This is a genomic window from Synechococcus sp. RC10A2 (assembly GCF_047502605.1).
Genome location: NZ_JANSHP010000042.1, coordinates 178269 through 194500 on the forward strand (window position 1 = coordinate 178269; position 16232 = coordinate 194500).

General features: G+C 64.4%; 17 protein-coding genes. 11 read left to right on the forward strand and 6 right to left on the reverse strand.

Annotation, left to right across the window (positions count from 1 at the left end):
- Nucleotides 1-32 precede the first annotated feature (32 nt).
- On the forward strand, nucleotides 33-182 hold the full coding sequence (locus tag NW848_RS05085) for a hypothetical protein (protein ID WP_414510613.1): 150 nt from the start codon (nucleotides 33-35) through the stop codon (nucleotides 180-182).
- Nucleotides 183-295: 113 nt separating this feature from the next.
- Here the strand turns inward: NW848_RS05085 and NW848_RS05090 are convergent, their stop codons facing one another.
- Nucleotides 296-871, reverse strand: coding sequence for a PEP-CTERM sorting domain-containing protein (locus tag NW848_RS05090; RefSeq protein WP_414510614.1), 576 nt, complete (start codon nucleotides 869-871; stop codon nucleotides 296-298).
- A 170-nt stretch (nucleotides 872-1041) separates the two neighbouring features.
- Between NW848_RS05090 and NW848_RS05095 the strand changes: the two genes are divergently transcribed.
- The 3 genes from NW848_RS05095 to NW848_RS05105 all read left to right on the forward strand — a co-directional run bounded on the left by NW848_RS05095 (nucleotide 1042) and on the right by NW848_RS05105 (nucleotide 3301).
- Nucleotides 1042-1683 carry a Uma2 family endonuclease gene (locus tag NW848_RS05095; protein WP_414510615.1) on the forward strand — a complete coding sequence of 214 codons (642 nt, stop codon included), beginning with the start codon at nucleotides 1042-1044 and terminating at the stop codon, nucleotides 1681-1683.
- An 18-nt stretch (nucleotides 1684-1701) separates the two neighbouring features.
- Nucleotides 1702-1836, forward strand: coding sequence for a hypothetical protein (locus tag NW848_RS05100; protein WP_414510616.1), 135 nt, complete (start codon nucleotides 1702-1704; stop codon nucleotides 1834-1836).
- Nucleotides 1837-2077: 241 nt separating this feature from the next.
- Nucleotides 2078-3301, forward strand: a complete 1224-nt coding sequence (locus NW848_RS05105) for an ImmA/IrrE family metallo-endopeptidase (RefSeq protein ID WP_414510617.1) — start codon at nucleotides 2078-2080, stop codon at nucleotides 3299-3301.
- Nucleotides 3302-3470: 169 nt separating this feature from the next.
- Here NW848_RS05105 and NW848_RS05110 read toward each other — a convergent pair whose 3' ends face one another.
- Complete coding sequence (locus NW848_RS05110) at nucleotides 3471-3683, reverse strand: hypothetical protein (RefSeq protein ID WP_414510618.1); 213 nt, start codon at nucleotides 3681-3683, stop codon at nucleotides 3471-3473.
- A 23-nt stretch (nucleotides 3684-3706) separates the two neighbouring features.
- Here NW848_RS05110 and NW848_RS05115 point away from each other — a divergent pair, with 23 nt between their 5' ends.
- From NW848_RS05115 to NW848_RS05145, 7 genes are all read left to right on the forward strand, one after another.
- Nucleotides 3707-4483, forward strand: coding sequence for an NTP transferase domain-containing protein (locus NW848_RS05115; protein WP_414510619.1), 777 nt, complete (start codon nucleotides 3707-3709; stop codon nucleotides 4481-4483).
- 151 nt (nucleotides 4484-4634) lie between these two features.
- Nucleotides 4635-5075 (forward strand): flagellar basal body rod protein FlgB, encoded by a 441-nt coding sequence (gene flgB / locus NW848_RS05120; RefSeq protein ID WP_414510620.1) that lies wholly within the window; start codon nucleotides 4635-4637, stop codon nucleotides 5073-5075.
- Between the two features lie 11 nt (nucleotides 5076-5086).
- Nucleotides 5087-5494, forward strand: coding sequence for a flagellar basal body rod protein FlgC (flgC, locus tag NW848_RS05125; RefSeq protein WP_414510621.1), 408 nt, complete (start codon nucleotides 5087-5089; stop codon nucleotides 5492-5494).
- 11 nt (nucleotides 5495-5505) lie between these two features.
- Nucleotides 5506-5832: a flagellar hook-basal body complex protein FliE gene (gene fliE / locus NW848_RS05130; protein ID WP_414510622.1), complete on the forward strand. Its 327-nt coding sequence runs from the start codon at nucleotides 5506-5508 to the stop codon at nucleotides 5830-5832.
- A gap of 6 nt (nucleotides 5833-5838) precedes the next feature.
- On the forward strand, nucleotides 5839-7536 hold the full coding sequence (gene fliF / locus NW848_RS05135; RefSeq protein WP_414510623.1) for a flagellar basal-body MS-ring/collar protein FliF: 1698 nt from the start codon (nucleotides 5839-5841) through the stop codon (nucleotides 7534-7536).
- A 3-nt stretch (nucleotides 7537-7539) separates the two neighbouring features.
- Nucleotides 7540-8556: a flagellar motor switch protein FliG gene (gene fliG, locus NW848_RS05140; protein WP_414510624.1), complete on the forward strand. Its 1017-nt coding sequence runs from the start codon at nucleotides 7540-7542 to the stop codon at nucleotides 8554-8556.
- Nucleotide 8557: 1 nt separating this feature from the next.
- A complete protein-coding gene (locus tag NW848_RS05145) occupies nucleotides 8558-9328 on the forward strand; it encodes a FliH/SctL family protein (protein WP_414510625.1) in 771 nt (256 codons plus the stop codon).
- A 101-nt stretch (nucleotides 9329-9429) separates the two neighbouring features.
- Here the strand turns inward: NW848_RS05145 and NW848_RS05150 are convergent, their stop codons facing one another.
- From NW848_RS05150 to NW848_RS05165, 4 genes are all read right to left on the reverse strand, one after another.
- On the reverse strand, nucleotides 9430-10635 hold the full coding sequence (locus NW848_RS05150) for a glycosyltransferase family 39 protein (RefSeq protein WP_414510626.1): 1206 nt from the start codon (nucleotides 10633-10635) through the stop codon (nucleotides 9430-9432).
- A gap of 21 nt (nucleotides 10636-10656) precedes the next feature.
- Nucleotides 10657-13758 carry a hypothetical protein gene (locus tag NW848_RS05155; protein ID WP_414510627.1) on the reverse strand — a complete coding sequence of 1034 codons (3102 nt, stop codon included), beginning with the start codon at nucleotides 13756-13758 and terminating at the stop codon, nucleotides 10657-10659.
- Nucleotides 13759-13894: 136 nt separating this feature from the next.
- The gene (locus NW848_RS05160; RefSeq protein WP_414510628.1) at nucleotides 13895-15202 is read right to left on the reverse strand and encodes a nucleotide sugar dehydrogenase; all 1308 of its coding nucleotides are present in this window, start codon (nucleotides 15200-15202) and stop codon (nucleotides 13895-13897) included.
- Complete coding sequence (locus tag NW848_RS05165; RefSeq protein ID WP_414510629.1) at nucleotides 15199-16170, reverse strand: SDR family NAD(P)-dependent oxidoreductase; 972 nt, start codon at nucleotides 16168-16170, stop codon at nucleotides 15199-15201. Before NW848_RS05165 ends, NW848_RS05160 begins: the two co-directional genes overlap by 4 nt.
- Nucleotides 16171-16232 lie beyond the last annotated feature (62 nt).

Here is a 16232-nt window from a genome sequence, read left to right on the forward strand (position 1 = left end):
CCATTCGCGCGGATGTCAAGTGGATAGGGCGCATGCGCCGACACATCGTTCACACCCGACCCAGTCGCTGGGCGATAGCGAGCCGCAACCTGCCCTACGACCGTGATGCCAGGTTCAGCCTGTACGCCCAAGCCGGCATCCCCGACCACTGGGTGCTGGACTTGGAGAACCGTCTTGTTTAGAGGCGTGGGAGGGGATATAAAGATTCAGAGGAGGGCTGGCATCGTATAAACCGACAGGCGGGGTGCGCGAACACGCTTCCCCGCCTGCGTTCCTTTCCGAGCGTCGTCGAGGCTTACTTCCTGCGGCGGCGCAGCCCCAGCAGGCTGACCAGCCCCGTGCCGATAGCTATCAAGCTGCCTGGCTCAGGCGCGATAATCTTGCCTGAATCTCCACCTGGTTGGATGTTCTGTATATGCACCATCGCGCTGTTGTTCGCCCCGACAAAGTTGGCTGTAGAGACGCCGAACAGCTGGAAGGTGGAAGTGTTTCCAGGCAGCAGGCGTGCTGTGGGCGGAGCAACTTTGAAGCGCACCTCCACATTGAAGCTCAAGCCCGCGTCTATGTAGTTGCCCAGATTAATTGTCTGGACATAGGGGCCGCTTGCAAAGCCGGTGGGCAGTACATTGAACAGCAGGTTCAGCTCGCCAATAAACTGTCCCGAAGGGTTCGTCGCGCTGTTGGTCAGGCTAATCTGCACGCCACCGGTGATGTTGGTGATGGTCATCGTTGCCCAGGGCGCGGGTCCGCCAGGCGTTGCGCCTGAGTGAACCGTGTTGAAGGGAAATGTAATCGACGACGCTGACGCCTGCGCAAAGGCGGCAAGGCTCAGTACACTCATCAAAACCCATCGCTTCGCTGTGTTGCTCATATGGTTATACCTCCGTTGTTAATAGACTCGAAAATCCGCCAAAAGCGGACATCGCTACCCCGAGTGGAGCAATTCTTGTGCCAACCACCCTGTGCGTCCCCGTACTTAATGAAAGTTTTGGCGAAAATTCAGCGTCTGTTCAGGTGTTCTGCAGGTGCATCTCCCGATGCATGGTACACTCTCCCCCGATGACGCAACTTGGCACGGCTCGCCTTCGCAAGCGGGCGCAGCGCACTTGGCACACGCTGCCCCGACGCCTATTCACGCGCGAGGAATATTACCGCCTCGCCGAAATCGGCATCCTGCGCGAAGATGAGCGCGTCGAACTCATCGAAGGAGAGATTGTGCAGATGGCGCCCATCGGTCCTGAGCATGTTACGGCGACACACAGCCTCTACGACTGCTTGCGCCGTGTGTTCGGCAAGGGGTATGTGGTGCGGATGCAGTCGCCGTTGTCGCTGGGCGATAGCGAGCCGCAGCCCGATCTTGCCGTTGTCGCGGGCAGCCCCAGCGACTTCCAACACGCCCATCCCACACATGCCGTGTTGGTTATAGAGGTCGCCCAGAGCAGCCTGCCCTACGACCGCGAGGTCAAGTCCAGCCTCTACGCCCGCGCAGGCATCCCCGACTACTGGGTGCTGGACATCGAGAACCGCCGCTTAGAGGTCTACCGCGACCCTGCCGAGTCGCGCGACGCGCCGTTTGGATACGCCTACCGCACGCGCCTTGTACTGTCGCCCCGCGACACGATTGCCCCGCTTGCCCGCCCCGACCGCGCCCTGCGCGTTCGACGCCTGCTGGAGGAACCTTAGTGTTCTCCTACAGTTCCGATGGCAACCAAAGTTGGGCAGCGACGCTGGCGCGTCGTATTGGAGCAGAACCCCGAGACAGGCGAACGGGCAGCGTTGGCGCCCAGAGTTGCCTGGCTGCGCCTCTGCAAGCGAGACCGAAGCGGACGCGCTTGAGAACACCCGCGAAGCGATTGCGCTCTACCTGCAGCCTGACGAGATACCCTTTCCCCCAATAACCCCCACAACCGCTGTTGTGCTGGCAGGCGGCGCAATTGACAACGCACGAAGTCCATCCGCAAGTATACAACCCTGAAGCATGCCTCTGCTCAACGGCTTTCGGAAGTCCGAATGGTTTACGGGTTGGGCGCACGAATTCCTTCGGAATAGGGTATAATCCCCACAGAGGTACGCTACGATGAGCGAGACAGTCAAAACCCCGTCGCTTGCGGAGGTGGTGAGTAAGCGCGTGCGCTCGCTGCGGGAGCGCAGGGGCTGGAGCCTATCGGAACTGGCGCGTCGGGCAGGAATCGGCGTCTCCACCCTCTCGGAAATCGAGTCGGGTCAGAATGCGCCGCGTTTGGACACACTGGTCGCACTGGCGCACGCGCTGGGCGCGCCGCTGGAGACCTTCCTGCATGCTGACGAGAACCCGCTGGAAGCGCGCCTGCGCGCCATCGAGACTCCAGAAAATCTTCCCGCGCTTCAACTGTGGCTGGAGCGATGCCGACGCTACCTGGAGATTGAAGCGTTGGTCGGCAAGCAAGGCATACGCGCCCCAGTCTACACGCTTCAGCCATCGCGCTGTCTGCAGGACGAACTTGTGCAGATAGAAACCATCGCCGAGCAGGAGCGACACCGCCTGCAGTTGGGCATCGAGCCAATCGCTGACTTGGCGACGGTCGTAGAGGAGTCTGGGCTGCGTGTCGTTGGCGCGGACCTGCCTGAACACGATGTCGACGGCGCGGTTCTCTTCGTACCCGAGTATGAGTCAGCGGTAGCCCTCATCAACCGCGCAAAGCCATCCCTGCGCCAACGCTTCACGCTGGCGCACGAGTACGGGCACTTGCTACTCCATCGCAACCGCGCCGAAATCTGGGAGCGCGACCTCTTCCGTGCGAACACGCCCGAAGAGCGTCAGGCGAACGCCTTCGCCGCCGCGTTCCTGATGCCCAAGCCGCTGATTGAGCGGATGTACGATGAGTACGGCTTCTCGCGCAAGCGCAAGCAACTGCCGATGTACGGCTGGCTGGTGATGACACGACGGCTGCAGGTCAGCCCGCACGCGCTGGCGTGGCGACTGTACAATCTGGGCTACATTCACGAATCAGAGCGCGACTGGGCGTTGGGCGAAGGCGCGTCTTTGCTCAAGGAGATGGAGCGCGCCTTCTACGACGAGCCGCTGGAACCGCCGAAAGTGCCCACCCTGAGCGAACGCGCCCGCGCACTCGTGCTGCACGCCTACCGCGAGGAGCAGATGACTGCCTCGGCTGCCGCTGCTACGCTGGAGCGTACCCTCTACGCCGTTCAGGAATACCTCACGGCAGCCACGATGGACGCGCACAGGGCGACGGAGTTTTTTGAGCGCGTGAATGCGCTGTTGCACGGAGGCGAACCGCATGGGAGTGCTGTGGGTAGATAACGATGTCTTCAACTACCTATGCAAGGCGGGTTGCCTCCAAGAGGTTCTACAGAGCGTACCCTACACGCTTTGTACGACGGAACTTGTGCAGGGTGAAGCGGAAGCCGCAAGTTCCGTCTTACAGAGTGCTATCGATGCGATGATGCAGGGCGCAATTACGGTTCATCCGTTAGGTAAGCCGCCGCTCGATGTGCCCCTGCCGCGGGTTGGCGGGTTGAGTCCTGCCGACCACTCTCTCATAACATGCGCACACCATCTGGGCGGGCAGGTGCTGACGAATGACAAACGCCTCATCAGTCAGTGTACCGCTGAGGGTGTCGGCTGCAAGCCATTTCTGGAGTTCCTTGAGGAGTGTGAGCAAAACGGCTGGTTGAGCAGTCAAACCGTTGAAGGGCTCCGCCGCTTGTGTGGCGCGTAGCCAAGCAGGTACACTCTCCCCTGATGACCCCCACCACCGCTATTATCTTGGCAGGCGGCGCGATAGACGCCGAATGGCAACAGCGCACAGGCGCACGCACCCGCGCCGAAGTGCCCGTCGGCGACGCGCCGATGTACCTGCATGTGGTGCGCGCCCTGCGCCAGGTAGACGCCATCGGCGACATCCTGCTGATTGGCGACGCGCCCGCAGGCGAGGGCTACACCACCCTGCCCCCACGCGACAGCCTGCTGGAGAATGTGCGCCTCGGACTGGAGCGCTGCCCGACCGACTCCGCGCTGTTTGCGACCGTTGACCTGCCGTTCCTAACGCCTGAGAGCGTGCGCTTCTTCCTGCAGGAGAGCCTCGCCAGCGGCGCGGCGCTGACCTACGCTGTTGTGCCCGCCGACCTGTGCCGCGAGCGGTTCCCGCAACTGAAGCGCACCACTGTGCGCCTGCGCGAGGGCGAACTCACGGGCGGCAACTTGTTCTGGGCGCAGCGGGCGGTCGCCCTGCGCGAACTGCACCGCCTCGAATTGCTATATCGCGCCCGCAAGCAGCCTGTGCGCCTCGCGCTGCAGATTGGCGTCGGGCTACTCATCCGCTTCCTGCTGGCGCAGTACCTCTCGCCCCGCCTGCTGAGCGTCGAGCAGATTGAACGGCGCGTCGCCCACATCCTGCATGTGCCCGTCAAAGCCATCCTGACCCCCTACCCCGAAGTCGGCACGGACATCGACCGCCTCGAACACTGGCTGGCGGTGCAGTAAGGGCGAACAGCCGTTCGCCCTTACTAAACCTTTCGCCTGCCCGCGCCGATAATCCGTAAGCAGATTTTCGGGAGGCAGTGCGGTTCCCGCACCCTCAGGCGCAAACAGGATGTTTGCCATACTGGCACGGACGCGAGAGGAGCGAAGCGGAATGCGCATCAACGGGTATCGTACTTTTTGGGACACGCCGACCTTGCAGGCGAGCGAGCGAGCGATGAACCGCGCCACGACACGCCACAAACTGCTGGCGCACAACTTGGCGAACGCGAACACGCCGAACTTCGTGCGGCTGGACTTGCCTGAAGGCGAATGGACGCCCGCGCCAAGCGTGCAACGCGCCCTGCAAGCGGGCGTGCTGCCGCTGCGCACGACTGACCCGCGCCACATCAGCCTGCCGCCGACGGCGCAACCGCACGCCGCCACCCCGACGCCCCAGCCAACGCCCATGCGCACCGACGGCAACACGATTGACCCCGAATACGAACTGGCGCAACTCGCCGAGAACCAACTGCGCTACGCGATGCTGGCGCGGATTGCCAACAGCCAAATCCGCGGGCTTCAGACCGCCATCCGCGAGGGACGCGGGCAATAAGGAGGTGAACGATGGGACTGATTAGCACGCTTCGGGTAAGCGCAAGCGGACTGTCGGCGGAGCGACTGCGAATGGACTTGATTGCCGACAACCTCGCGAACGCGAACACCACCCGCACGCCCGACGGACAGCCCTACCGTCGCAAGGTCGCCATTTTCGCGCCGATAGCGCCGACGCCGCGCATGCCAGGCGGGGTGCGCGTGGTGCAAATTGCGCAAGACCCCAGCCCGCCGCGCATGGTCTACGACCCCAGCCACCCCGACGCCGACGCCAACGGGTATGTCGCCTACCCGAATGTGGACATCGTACACGAGATGGTGGACGTGATTACCGCCAGCCGCGCGTATGAGGCGAACATTCAGGCGTTCAACGCGGCGAAGGATATGTTTCTGCGCACGCTGGACATCGGGCGCGTGTGAGGTGAAGGCGTATGGAAATCAAGGGCATCGTGCGGGAGTTGCCGCGCATCCAGATTCGCGAGATTGAGCCGCCGAAGTGGCTACAGCCTGAGAGTACGCCGACAGAGGGCGCGCCTTATGCCGACTTCGGCGCGATGCTGCGCGAGATTATCGGGCAGGTCAACGAGGCGCAGCAGCGTTCGGCGGACTTGGCGCAACGCTTCGCCCGCGGCGAGCCTGTGGACGAGCAGACGCTGGTGCTGGCGATGGAGCGCGCCAGCCTCGCCTTCCAACTGACCCTGCAGGTGCGCAACAAGGTGCTGGAGGCGTATCAGGAGGTCATGCGGTTGCAGGTGTGATAGCCTATGCAGAACGCGCTGAACCGACTTCGGGAACGATGGGCGACTTTGCCCCGCACGACGCGAATCGCGCTGATTGGCGGCGTGCTGGGGCTGACGATGCTGTTCGTCGCGCTGGGCTTTTGGGCAAGCACGCCGACCTACACGACGCTGTATACGGGGCTGTCGCCTGCGGACTCGGCGGCGGTGGTGCAAGCCCTGCGCGAGAAGAATATCCCCGCCCGCACTTCAGGCGGCGGCAGCGTCATTGAAGTGCCCGAAGCGCGCGCCGAGGAAGCGCGACTGGAACTCGCGTCCAAAGGCTTGCCCAAAACGGGCGCGCCCGGCTACGCACGCCTCGAAAAAACCCCCTTCGGCATGACGCAATCGATGGAGCAGACCACCCTGCGCATCGCGCTGGAAGAGGAACTGGCGAACACTATTCGGCACCTGGAGCCTGTGGAGAGCGCGCGGGTGCATATCACGCCTGGCAACGACTCGCCGTTCGCCGACTCGCGCACGGAGCCGACCGCCAGCGTGGTGGTCGCCCTCAAGCCGAACGCGACGCTGACCCGCGAGCAGGTGCGCGGAATCGTGCATCTGGTGTGCCACAGCGTGGAGGGGCTGAAGCCCGAACAGGTAACGGTGGTGGACGCGGAGGCGCGCCCGCTGTGGCAAGGCGGCGACCAGTATGCAGTAGACAACGAACTGCTGCGCACGCGTCGCGAGGCAGAACGCGCCTACGCCGAAGAACTGCGCCGCCAACTCCAACAACACTTAGACCGCGTGCTGGGACCTAACAAATCCAGCGTGATGGTGCAAGTGGAACTGGACTTGGACAAAGAGGAGGTGCAGGCGCAGCGCGTGGAGCCGTTAGACCCGAACCGCGCCGCCGTGATTAGCGAGACGACCGCCACCGAGCGCCTCAGCGGCAACCCGCCTGTGGCAGGCGGCGCGGCAGGCATCGCAGGCAACCGCGCCGAGAACCCGATGTACCCCGCCGCGCCATTAGGTGGGGGCGGCGGCGAATACAACCGCGAAGACCGCGTGCGCAACTACGAAATCAACAAGCAGGTGGAGCATATCATCCGCGCGCCTGGGCGCATCGAGCGGCTGAGCGTGGCAACGTTGGTCGACGAGAGCGTGCCCGACGAGGCGTTGACCGCCGTGCGCAACTGGCTCGAAACCACCGTCGGCGTCGCGCCGAACCAGCCAAATCGCATCGTGACCGTGCAGCGCGTCAAGTTCGATACCTCGCTGGCAGACCAAGCCGCGAAAGAGCAACAGGCGCGCGAGGCTGCCCAACGGCAGGCGTTGCTGTGGCGACTGCTGCCCGTCATCCTGCTACTGATTGTGGCAATCTTCCTCGCGCGGGTGATTGGCAAGCAGATACGCAAGCCTGCGCCGCAGCCGAAGGCGTTGGCAGCCTTGCCGGGCGGCGGTGCAATCGGAGTGGAAGGTGTCGCCCCCGCAGGCGCGATTACCGACGGTTCCGAACACGCCCTGAACGCCGTCGTCGACGACGAGGGCGTCACGCTGGTCGAGGAGGTCGGTCCCGATGGCACAGTCATCGTGCGCCGACGGCGCGGACCGTCGGTGATCGAGGAGGAACTCGCCGAGCGCATCCGCGAGCGCACCCAGCCCGAGCTGCTGGAAATCCAGCGGTTCGCCGAAAATAAACCTGAACATCTGGCGGCGCTGCTGCGCAACTGGATGAAATCCTAAACCATGCTGAAACCAGGCGAGAAGAAACTGACAGGCAAGCAGAAGGCGGCGATTGTGTTGGTCGCGTTGGGCACAGAAATCGCCTCCAAAGTGCTGCCCCATCTGAACGACGCCGAAGTGGAGGAACTCAGCCTTGAAATCGCGCGGCTGGGCAGCGTCCCCGCCGAAGTGCGCCAGCAGGTCATTCAGGAGTTCTACGAGGTCTGCTTGGCGCAGAATCTCGCCTTAGAGGGTGGTTTAGACCACGCCCGCGAGATGCTCGAACGCGCCTACGGACCCGAACGCGCACAAGAGATTCTGGCGAAACTCACGCGCGCGATGCAGATGCTGCCGTTCGATTCTATCAAGCGCGTGCATCCCGCGCAGCTCAGCACCTTCCTGCAGGATGAGCATCCACAGACGATCGCGCTGGTGCTGGCGTACTTAGACCCGCAGGCAGCGGCGGCGGTATTGGGCAGCCTACCGCCTGAACTGCGTCCTGAAGTCGCCGAGCGGCTCGCCACGATGGGCAGCACGCCCCCCGAAGTCATCCGCCGCGTGGAAAATGTGCTGCAGCGCAAGCTCTCCAGCCTCGCCAGCCAAGAACTCACCGCCGCTGGCGGCGTCAAGTCGCTCGTGGAGGTCATCCAGTGGGTCGACCGCAACACCGAGCGTATGATTTTTGACTACCTGACCGACAATAACCCCGAACTCGCCGAAGAGGTGCGCAAACTCATGTTCACCTTCGAAGACCTGCTGCAACTGGACGACCGCGCCATCCAACAGATTCTGAAAGAGGTGGATATGAAGGAGCTTGCGCTCGCGCTCAAGGGCGCCAGCGACGCGCTCAAAGACAAAATCTTCCGCAACATGTCCGAGCGCGCGACGAACATGCTCAAAGAGGAGTTGGAGTTTATGGGACCTGTGCGCGTGCGCGATGTGGAGGAGGCGCAGCAGCGGATTGTCAGCATCGTGCGGCGCATGGAAGAGGCAGGCGAGATTGTCATCTCGCGCGGCGGCGAGGAGGAGATGCTTATCTAAAATGCGCTCGCCATTCCCGACCTTAGAAGATACTATGCAGCAGGCGGACGCTCCCATCTCAGCGGGGCTGACCGAGCTGCTTGCGCCCGCTGCTGTCCGCGCGCAGTCAAGCGACCGCCCAAGCCCGCACTCACCCTTCCCTGAATACACACTGCCGACGGGAGAACAAATGCCTGATTTGGACGCCGTCCGCGCCGAAGCAGAAGCCATTCGCCTCAAAGCCATCCAAGACGCCGAGCGCATCCGCGAACAGGCGCGCCGCGAGGGCTACCAACGCGGCTACGACGAAGGCTACCACGACGGCGCGCGCGAGGCGCATCAGCACGCCGACGCCGAACTCCAGCACACCATCGAAACGCTTCGCGCCCAGTTGCAGCGAGTTATTCAAGGCGTCCACGCGCAGCACGAGGCGTACCTGCAACACGCCGAATCGCAGATGCTCGACCTCGCGCTGGAGGTCGCCCGCAAGGTCGTGCGCGAGGAACTCAAGCTGCAGCCCGCGCATGTGCTGGCGATTGTGCGCGACGCGCTCCGCCGCGTGCAGGGCATCGGACGCCTGCGCATCCGCGCGAACCCCCTGGATGTAGACCTCCTGCGCCAGAATCGTCCCTCGCTACTACAGGTCGTTGAAGGCATCGAGAGCATCGAAATCGTAGAGGACAGGCGCGTGGATCAAGGCGGTTGCGTTATCGAGACCGAGCAGGGGGTCTACGACGCGCGTATCCGCACGCAACTGGGCGAGATTGAGCGCGCGCTGCGGGAAGCGGCATGAATCAAACCCACCGCTCTCCGTCGCCACTTCGGGCATCGCACGGCTGTCCGCAAGATACACCACCGCTTGGGGCATAGCAGGAGTATACCCAAGGTACCTCCCTACATCTGCGCCTGCCGCCGTGCCCACAACGCGCAGACGCCGACCGCCGCGCCGAGCGTTATAAGCGGCTGCGCGGGCAGCAGCGGGCGGCTCCCCCCCGCGTAGAGCAGTATCGTCAGCAGCGTCCAGCCCAGAAACAGCGCGGCGAGCAGAGCAAACGCGCGGCTCGCTTGCCGTAGCCGCCACAACCCGTAGCCTGCCAGCGCGAGGAAGAGCCAGTAGACGCCATCGGCGAGACGCAACGCCGCGGCGACCCCCCGATTTTCGGGGTTCTGCAGTCCGAACGCCGAGAGCGTCAGCGCGAGTTTGCGCCCCAGCAGCCACAGCCACTGCACGGGGTTCTCGCGTATCCACTGCAGCGCGAGGCGCATCGCTTGACGGTCGCGTTCGACAGGGTCGGTTGCACTTAGCCACTCGCGCACGAGCTTGGTCTCGCCGCCGAGGGTGAGCCTGCGCTCCAGAAAGTGCGGGTCGTAGCCGCCGTCGGCATGCGCGTTGTTCGCCCACAGCAGCACATACCCCCCGCGCCCAATGGGGATGAACGCGCCGTAACGCGCGGAGATGTAGGCGACATACGGCGCAACAGTCAACAGCGCAGTCGCCACGGTCAGCGCAGGCGCGTGCCAGTTCCGTTCGTGCCACAGTTGCCATGCGCCTGCGATCGCCACGAAGGGCAGGAGGTTCGCCCGCGTGAGCGCGAGCAGTCCCAACAGTGCGCCCGATGCCGCCCAGCCCCACCCGCTTCGCCAATACAGCAAGCCGTACACCGCCCACACCATCAGCGGTAGTGCGAGGTTCTCGGTATAGAGCCAGCCCGTAATCATCAGCAGGTGGGGGTGCAGCGCGCCGAGCAGCAGCGCGAGGTTCGCCGCGCGTTCGCCCGCCAGCCGATGGGTCAGCCGCCACAGCCCCCACAGCGCAAGCAGCCCCAGCAGCGCGTTCAGCAGGCGCACCGCCATCGGCGCGTGCCCCGCCAGCGCGTACACGCCCGCCATCAGGTAGATGTACGCAGGCGCGGTCATCAGCCCCTTGTCCAGCCGGTACTCACCTGTGCTAACGAGCCGCCATGCCATCTGGTCGTGCAGGATGGCGTCCCCGTGCAGCGGGTTCGCCCGCAGCAGGGGGTCAATCTGCGTCGCCAGCGGCGCGTAGGCAAGGCGCAGCGCGATTACTGTCAGCCACAGCCAAAGCGTGGCGCGACTCATCGCGTGAGAGTGTACCTGCACTTAGCGAATGGTCAGCACCTGCCCATCAGGGCTGAGGTTCCAGCGCACGAGCAATGTACCGCCTTCGCGCTCGGCGTTGTGGGGCAGCGGGTTGCCCAGCGTGTCGGTCAGGCTTGCGCGTCCTTGCAGCCCACGCAGGCTGAACCGTGCGACGCCGTTTATGCCCTCGGGTCCGCGCACAAGGTACGCTAACTGCCCACCTGCCTCGTGGCGCAGCAGCACCTGCGCGTTGGTGTGCAGCAGCCCCGCACTACGCAGGCGGTTGTCTACTTGCAGCAGCAGGCGTGGCATGCGCGGGTTCAGCGGCGGGTCGGTCAGGATGGGCAGGCGCGGATCCAGCGCGTCCAAGTAGGTTCCGCGCAGGGTGGTCGTGCGGTAAGTGCCGTAGGCAGCGACCCACTCGCCGCGCCGAGCGACGATGCGCGCCCGCTCGCGATAGCGCACGCCTGCCAGCCCGCACACATGCCGCACAGTCGCCCGCCAGTCCCGCGCGCCGCCGTAAGCGTTGCCGAACGCCCTGCCCGACACGCCCAGCAGCACAATCCCCCCGCGTCCCGCGCGCAGGCTCACCCCGACAGGCGCGCCGTCGTAAGTGTAGAACGGCTCGGCGTCAGGCGTCTGGTAGCGCGTGATTACCTCGTCGTCGCGCAGGCGAATGGCGGGCAAATCGGTGCGCGTCGGCGCGACCAGATGCTCACGGTACGGCGGCTGCGTGCTGATGTCCAGCCGCCACTCCTGCGCTAACTCCAGCCGTAGCGTAATCGCGCGCGCCTGCGGCAGCGGGAAGCGGTACACGAAAAAGGCGTCGCGGTCGGCGAACCGCTCGCCGTTGGCGTTCAGGCGGCTGCGGTGGTTCGTGTGCAGAAAGAGCGGCTCGGCGGGCGAGCCTGTGAAAAACGCTGCGAGCGTCCTGCCGTCTGCTTCCAAGCGCGCTTGACGCAGCAGCGCGCCCCAACCCGTGTCGGGGATGCTGTCGCTGAACCGCACGAACACCGTCTGCCCCCGATAGTCCGAGAGATCGATGTCCACCCAGCGGCGGTTGAAGACGCCTTGCGCAGGTTCTGTGCCGTGAACGCCGAGCGTGCGCCACGCTTCGGGCGGAGCAGGCTCGGGCAGGACGGTCTCCAGCGTCAGCGGTTTGCCGAGCATCTGCAGCAGCCAGTGGACGGGCGTCGGCTGCCCTGCCTGTTGCCACGGCATGTCGGGGATGGCGTCGTAGCCGTTCGCGCCGCCGACGACAAACAGCCAGCCGCCGCTTTGCACCCACTCGGCAAGGGCGCGCATTTCCGCCTCGCGCAGTGGCTTGACCGTTTCGGGCGTCCACAGCAAAAGGCGCAGGCTGCGCGGTAGGGCGCGTTCAGGCAGCCGCTGCATCGAGTGCATCGTCAGCGGGATGCCCGCGTTCACGAGCGGAACGCCCAGCGCGAGCATATCCTCCACAGGCGCAATTTCGGGCGCGCCACGCACCGCCGTCATCGAGTCGCTGAACAGCAGTCCGATGCCTTCCACCCCCGCGTCAATGGTTGCGCCCGATTGTTGGGCAATCGCCTCGCAGGCGCGAGTCGCGCTCAGAATCACCGTCGCATACTCGGCAGGCACATTCCAGAAGATGCGCTCAGGCCAGGGCAGTACCTCGTAGCCCGTCGCTTCGGGGAACATCAGCGATGCGACCAGCGTGTTGAAGTAGACCTGCCGATGCTCCTCCAGCGGGCGGTTGGGGGTGTCGGAGAGCGGGTCGCACAGGAACCAGAGCCGCTTGCCCGTGTCGCGCAGCAGCCCCGCGAGCGAGGCGTACTCCAAGTAGGCGGTCGCGAATGGCTCGGCTTGATACTCGCCGTCGGAGGGCAGCGGCGTGCGCACCGTGTCCGACCAGACCTGCCCGATGACTTCCTCAATCACCCCCTCCTTAAGGTTCCCCCTGCCTGCAGGGGGAACCGCACCTGCGCCTGCGTCGGCTTGGTTCCCCTCGCGAAGCGGGGGGAACCTGAAGGAGGGGGGTAAATCTGGAAAGCCATCCCCGAAAATGAGTGCATAGTGCGCGAGGCAAATCCGCCACAGGGCGTAGTTCAGCGGGCTATGCAGGGCGACCATGCGCTTGGCGTTGGGCTTGCGGGCGCGCGCGGCGTTCAGGATCGCATGCACCGCCTCGGTCATCAGCTGCGCCTTGAAGCGGTCTGCCGTCCAGCGGGCGGCGTGCGATGCATCGGGCGGCTGCCATGGGCGTCCCAAGCGCGCCGCGTAGAGTTGGCGGAACGCCGCTTCGTAGCCCGCGTCTGCCCAGTATTCTGGCTCTTCAGGGCAGACGGCGTCCGCGCCCGCGTCGAGCATCTGCAGGTACTGGCGAATAAGCGCCTCGATGCGTTCGGGCGTCGGCGTCAGGTAGAAGCTGCTCTCGGCGCTCATCGGCGCGCCATCGCGCGTGCGCTGCACGGCGTCGGGATTCGCCTCCGCATACGGCTGGTAGTCCCGAAAGCCGCCCATCAGGATTACAGGGTAGCCGCGCGCCTTCCAGTTCGCCAGTCGCGCGGGGTCAAAACTGTGCAGTATCACCGCGTCGGTCGCCAAGTCCAGTCGCGGGCTGTAGTCCGCGCCTGTCTGGTAGCCACTGCGCGGGGTAGCAGGGATGGTCGGGCGCAGCGCGTTCGCGGGCGCGCCCAGTAGCCGCTCAACGCCGTCGCCGATGCCGTCGCGATCCTCGTCGCGGTCGCTGGCGACCAGTTGCAGTTCGTAGACGCGCGCCTGCGTGCGCCGCTTGGTCTCCACCATCACCTGCAGTGTCTGCACGGGCGGGTTGAGAGGCGCGCGCGTGGTCAGGTTCAACTGCTGAATCCCGCCGCGAAACGCCCGCGCGAGTAGCCCGCCCGCCTGCGTGCGCACGCGCACCTGACCCTCGCCCGAAATGGTCAGCCGCAACGCGATGTCCATCCCGCCCAGGATACGGAAACTGTAGGTCGCCGACCCGCCGTTGCCAATCAGCCGCGCGTTGCCCTCCAGCCGCGAACGGCTCGCCTGCGTGAGGATTCCTGCTTCTGAGTCGGGGCGCACGCGCCATTCCATGCGGGAAACCAGACCGCCTACCTGCTGCACCTGCCGTCGCGCCATATCGGGAGCATATTGTACCGAAACATAGGAGGGTAGGGACGCACCGCCGTGCGCCCTACCGTATGGGGAACGAGACCTTCCTTCGTTCAACAGCCCGTAATTTGGACAGGGTGCGATGGATTCCTGCCAGACCGATTCAGAGATTCCAGTAAAGCACCTTGCCCGAAGTGTCGGCGCGGGCGTCGCTAAGGTAGACGCCCTTGACATCCACGAACACGCCCTGCGCCAGCGCGCTCATCAGGGTCAGGTAGTCGCTGTAGGCGCGCTCGCGGAAGACGCGGTGGGGCACCGCCAGCACCACCGCGTCGTAGTGTCCCCTGCGCGTGCAAAATGGGTCGTCCACAAACGGCGCGGGGATATACTTGCGGTCGGGCTCCAGCACCACAGGATCGCACACCTCTACGCGGCAGCCGAAGCTGTGCAGCTCCTCGACCAGCTCTTTGACGCGCGTGTCGCGCACATCGGGCACATTCTCCTTGAACGCCGCACCCAGCACCAGCACCTGCGCGTTGCGCACGGGGCGCCCCGCGTGAATCAGCAGCTTGACCGTCTCTTTGGCGACATAGATGCCCATCGTGTCGTTGGTGCGTCGCCCCGCGAGAATCACTTCGGCATGGAAGCCGACCTCTTGCGCCTTGTGCGTGAGGTAGTACGGGTCTACGGGAATGCAGTGCCCGCCGACCAGCCCTGGCTCAAACGGCAGGAAGTTCCATTTGGTGCGCGCCGCCGCCAGCACATCGCGCGTGTTCAGCCCCAGTGTGTGGAACAGCATCGCCAGTTCGTTCATCAGCGCGATGTTCAGGTCGCGCTGGGTGTTCTCGATGACCTTCGCGGCTTCGGCGGTGCGGATGTTGGGCGCTTTGTGGATGCCCGCTTTGACCACCAAGCCGTACAGTTGCGCCAGAATCTCGGTCGTCTCCTCGTCCTGCCCTGCTACGACCTTGACGATGGTCTCCAGTGTATGCTCTGTGTCGCCAGGGTTGATGCGCTCTGGGGAGTAGCCGAGTTTGAAGTCGACGCCTGCTTTCATCCCCGACGCCTGCTCCAGCACGGGGGCGCAGTCCTCTTCGGTGCAGCCGGGATAGACCGTCGATTCGTAGACCACGATGGCGCCGCGTTTCATGTGCTGTCCGACGGTCTGGCTCGCGCTGATAAGGTAGCGCAGGTCGGGGCGCTTCGCCTTGTCGATGGGCGTCGGTACGGTGATGATAATGACATCGGCGTCGCGCATCTGGGTCGGGTCAGTGGTCAGGGTTAGGTTCGGGTTGCGCAGGTCGGCTTCGGGCGTCTCGCCGTTGCGGTCGTAGCCTTCCTGCAGTTCCTTGACGCGCGTTTCGTTGACATCGAAGCCGATGGTGGGCAGGTGCTTCGCGAATCCGACCGCCAGCGGCAGCCCCACATAGCCCAGCCCGACGACGCACACTTGCTTTGGCGTCTGGCTCACGGCAAGACCACCTCCTTCGCCCAGTCGCGGTTGGCGAAATACCACTCCACGCTGCGGCGCAGCCCTTCCTCGATGCTCACTTGCGGCTCCCAGCCCAGCAGCGTGCGCGCTTTGGTGATGTCCGCCCAGGTCGCCTGCACATCGGCGGGGTGCATCGGCTGCGTCTGCCACACCGCCTGCTTGCCCACCAGTTGCTCGATGGTCTCGATGATCCACTTCAGCGACACGGGTCGGTCGCCGCCGAGATTGATGATTTCGTAGCCCAGTGGTCTGAGCGCAGCTATTGTGCCTCGCGCGATGTCATCGACATAGGTGAAGTCGCGCTCCTGCAGCCCATCGCCGAACACCTGAATCGGTTCGCCCTCCGCAATCCAGCGGATGAAGCGGAAGATGCTCATATCGGGTCGCCCTGCGGGACCGTACACGGTGAAGTAGCGCAATACGGTGATGTCCAGCCCGTACAGGTGGTGATAGGTGTAGCACATCGTCTCCGCGCCCTTTTTGGACGCAGCGTAGGGCGAAAGCGGGCGGTCGGTGGGCATATCTTCGCGGAAGGGTCGCTCGCTGTTGGCGTACAGGCTGGAGGTGGACGCCAACACATACTTGCGTATGCCGTGCTGGCGACACAGTTCCAGCAGGTTCAGCGCGCCTGTGGTGTTCGTGGCGACATAGACCCACGGGTTCTGCACGCTCTGGCGCACGCCCGCCCGCGCCGCTAAGTTCACCACCGCATCGTAGGGCATGTGCGCCTCAAAAACTTGGCGCGTCGGTTCCCACTCGCTGATGTCTACCTGCTGGAAGCGGAAATTGGGTTTGCCCTCCAGTTGGCTCAGTCGCCACCGCTTGAGGGTGGGGTCATAGGCGTCGTTGAGGTTGTCTACGCCAATCACCTCGTGTCCTTGTTCCAGCAACAGTTCGGCGGTCTTTGCGCCGATGAATCCCGCACAACCCGTCAGAAAGATTCGCATTCGATGCCTCCGTGTGCGCATGGAGATTGTACCACAGCAGGCGCGATGGGGTACAATTGTCG

Coding starts and splice junctions, on each gene's coding strand:
- NW848_RS05090 (WP_414510614.1), bottom strand. CDS start 871: ATGAGCAACACAGCGAAGCGATGGGTTTTGATGAGTGTACTGAGCCTT.
- NW848_RS05155 (WP_414510627.1), bottom strand. CDS start 13,758: ATGGCGCGACGGCAGGTGCAGCAGGTAGGCGGTCTGGTTTCCCGCATG.
- NW848_RS05165 (WP_414510629.1), bottom strand. CDS start 16,170: ATGCGAATCTTTCTGACGGGTTGTGCGGGATTCATCGGCGCAAAGACC.
- flgC (WP_414510621.1), top strand. CDS start 5,087: ATGGGACTGATTAGCACGCTTCGGGTAAGCGCAAGCGGACTGTCGGCG.
- NW848_RS05145 (WP_414510625.1), top strand. CDS start 8,558: ATGCGCTCGCCATTCCCGACCTTAGAAGATACTATGCAGCAGGCGGAC.
- NW848_RS05150 (WP_414510626.1), bottom strand. CDS start 10,635: ATGAGTCGCGCCACGCTTTGGCTGTGGCTGACAGTAATCGCGCTGCGC.
- NW848_RS05100 (WP_414510616.1), top strand. CDS start 1,702: ATGGCAACCAAAGTTGGGCAGCGACGCTGGCGCGTCGTATTGGAGCAG.
- fliG (WP_414510624.1), top strand. CDS start 7,540: ATGCTGAAACCAGGCGAGAAGAAACTGACAGGCAAGCAGAAGGCGGCG.
- NW848_RS05095 (WP_414510615.1), top strand. CDS start 1,042: ATGGTACACTCTCCCCCGATGACGCAACTTGGCACGGCTCGCCTTCGC.
- fliF (WP_414510623.1), top strand. CDS start 5,839: ATGCAGAACGCGCTGAACCGACTTCGGGAACGATGGGCGACTTTGCCC.
- fliE (WP_414510622.1), top strand. CDS start 5,506: ATGGAAATCAAGGGCATCGTGCGGGAGTTGCCGCGCATCCAGATTCGC.
- NW848_RS05105 (WP_414510617.1), top strand. CDS start 2,078: ATGAGCGAGACAGTCAAAACCCCGTCGCTTGCGGAGGTGGTGAGTAAG.
- NW848_RS05085 (WP_414510613.1), top strand. CDS start 33: ATGCGCCGACACATCGTTCACACCCGACCCAGTCGCTGGGCGATAGCG.
- flgB (WP_414510620.1), top strand. CDS start 4,635: ATGCGCATCAACGGGTATCGTACTTTTTGGGACACGCCGACCTTGCAG.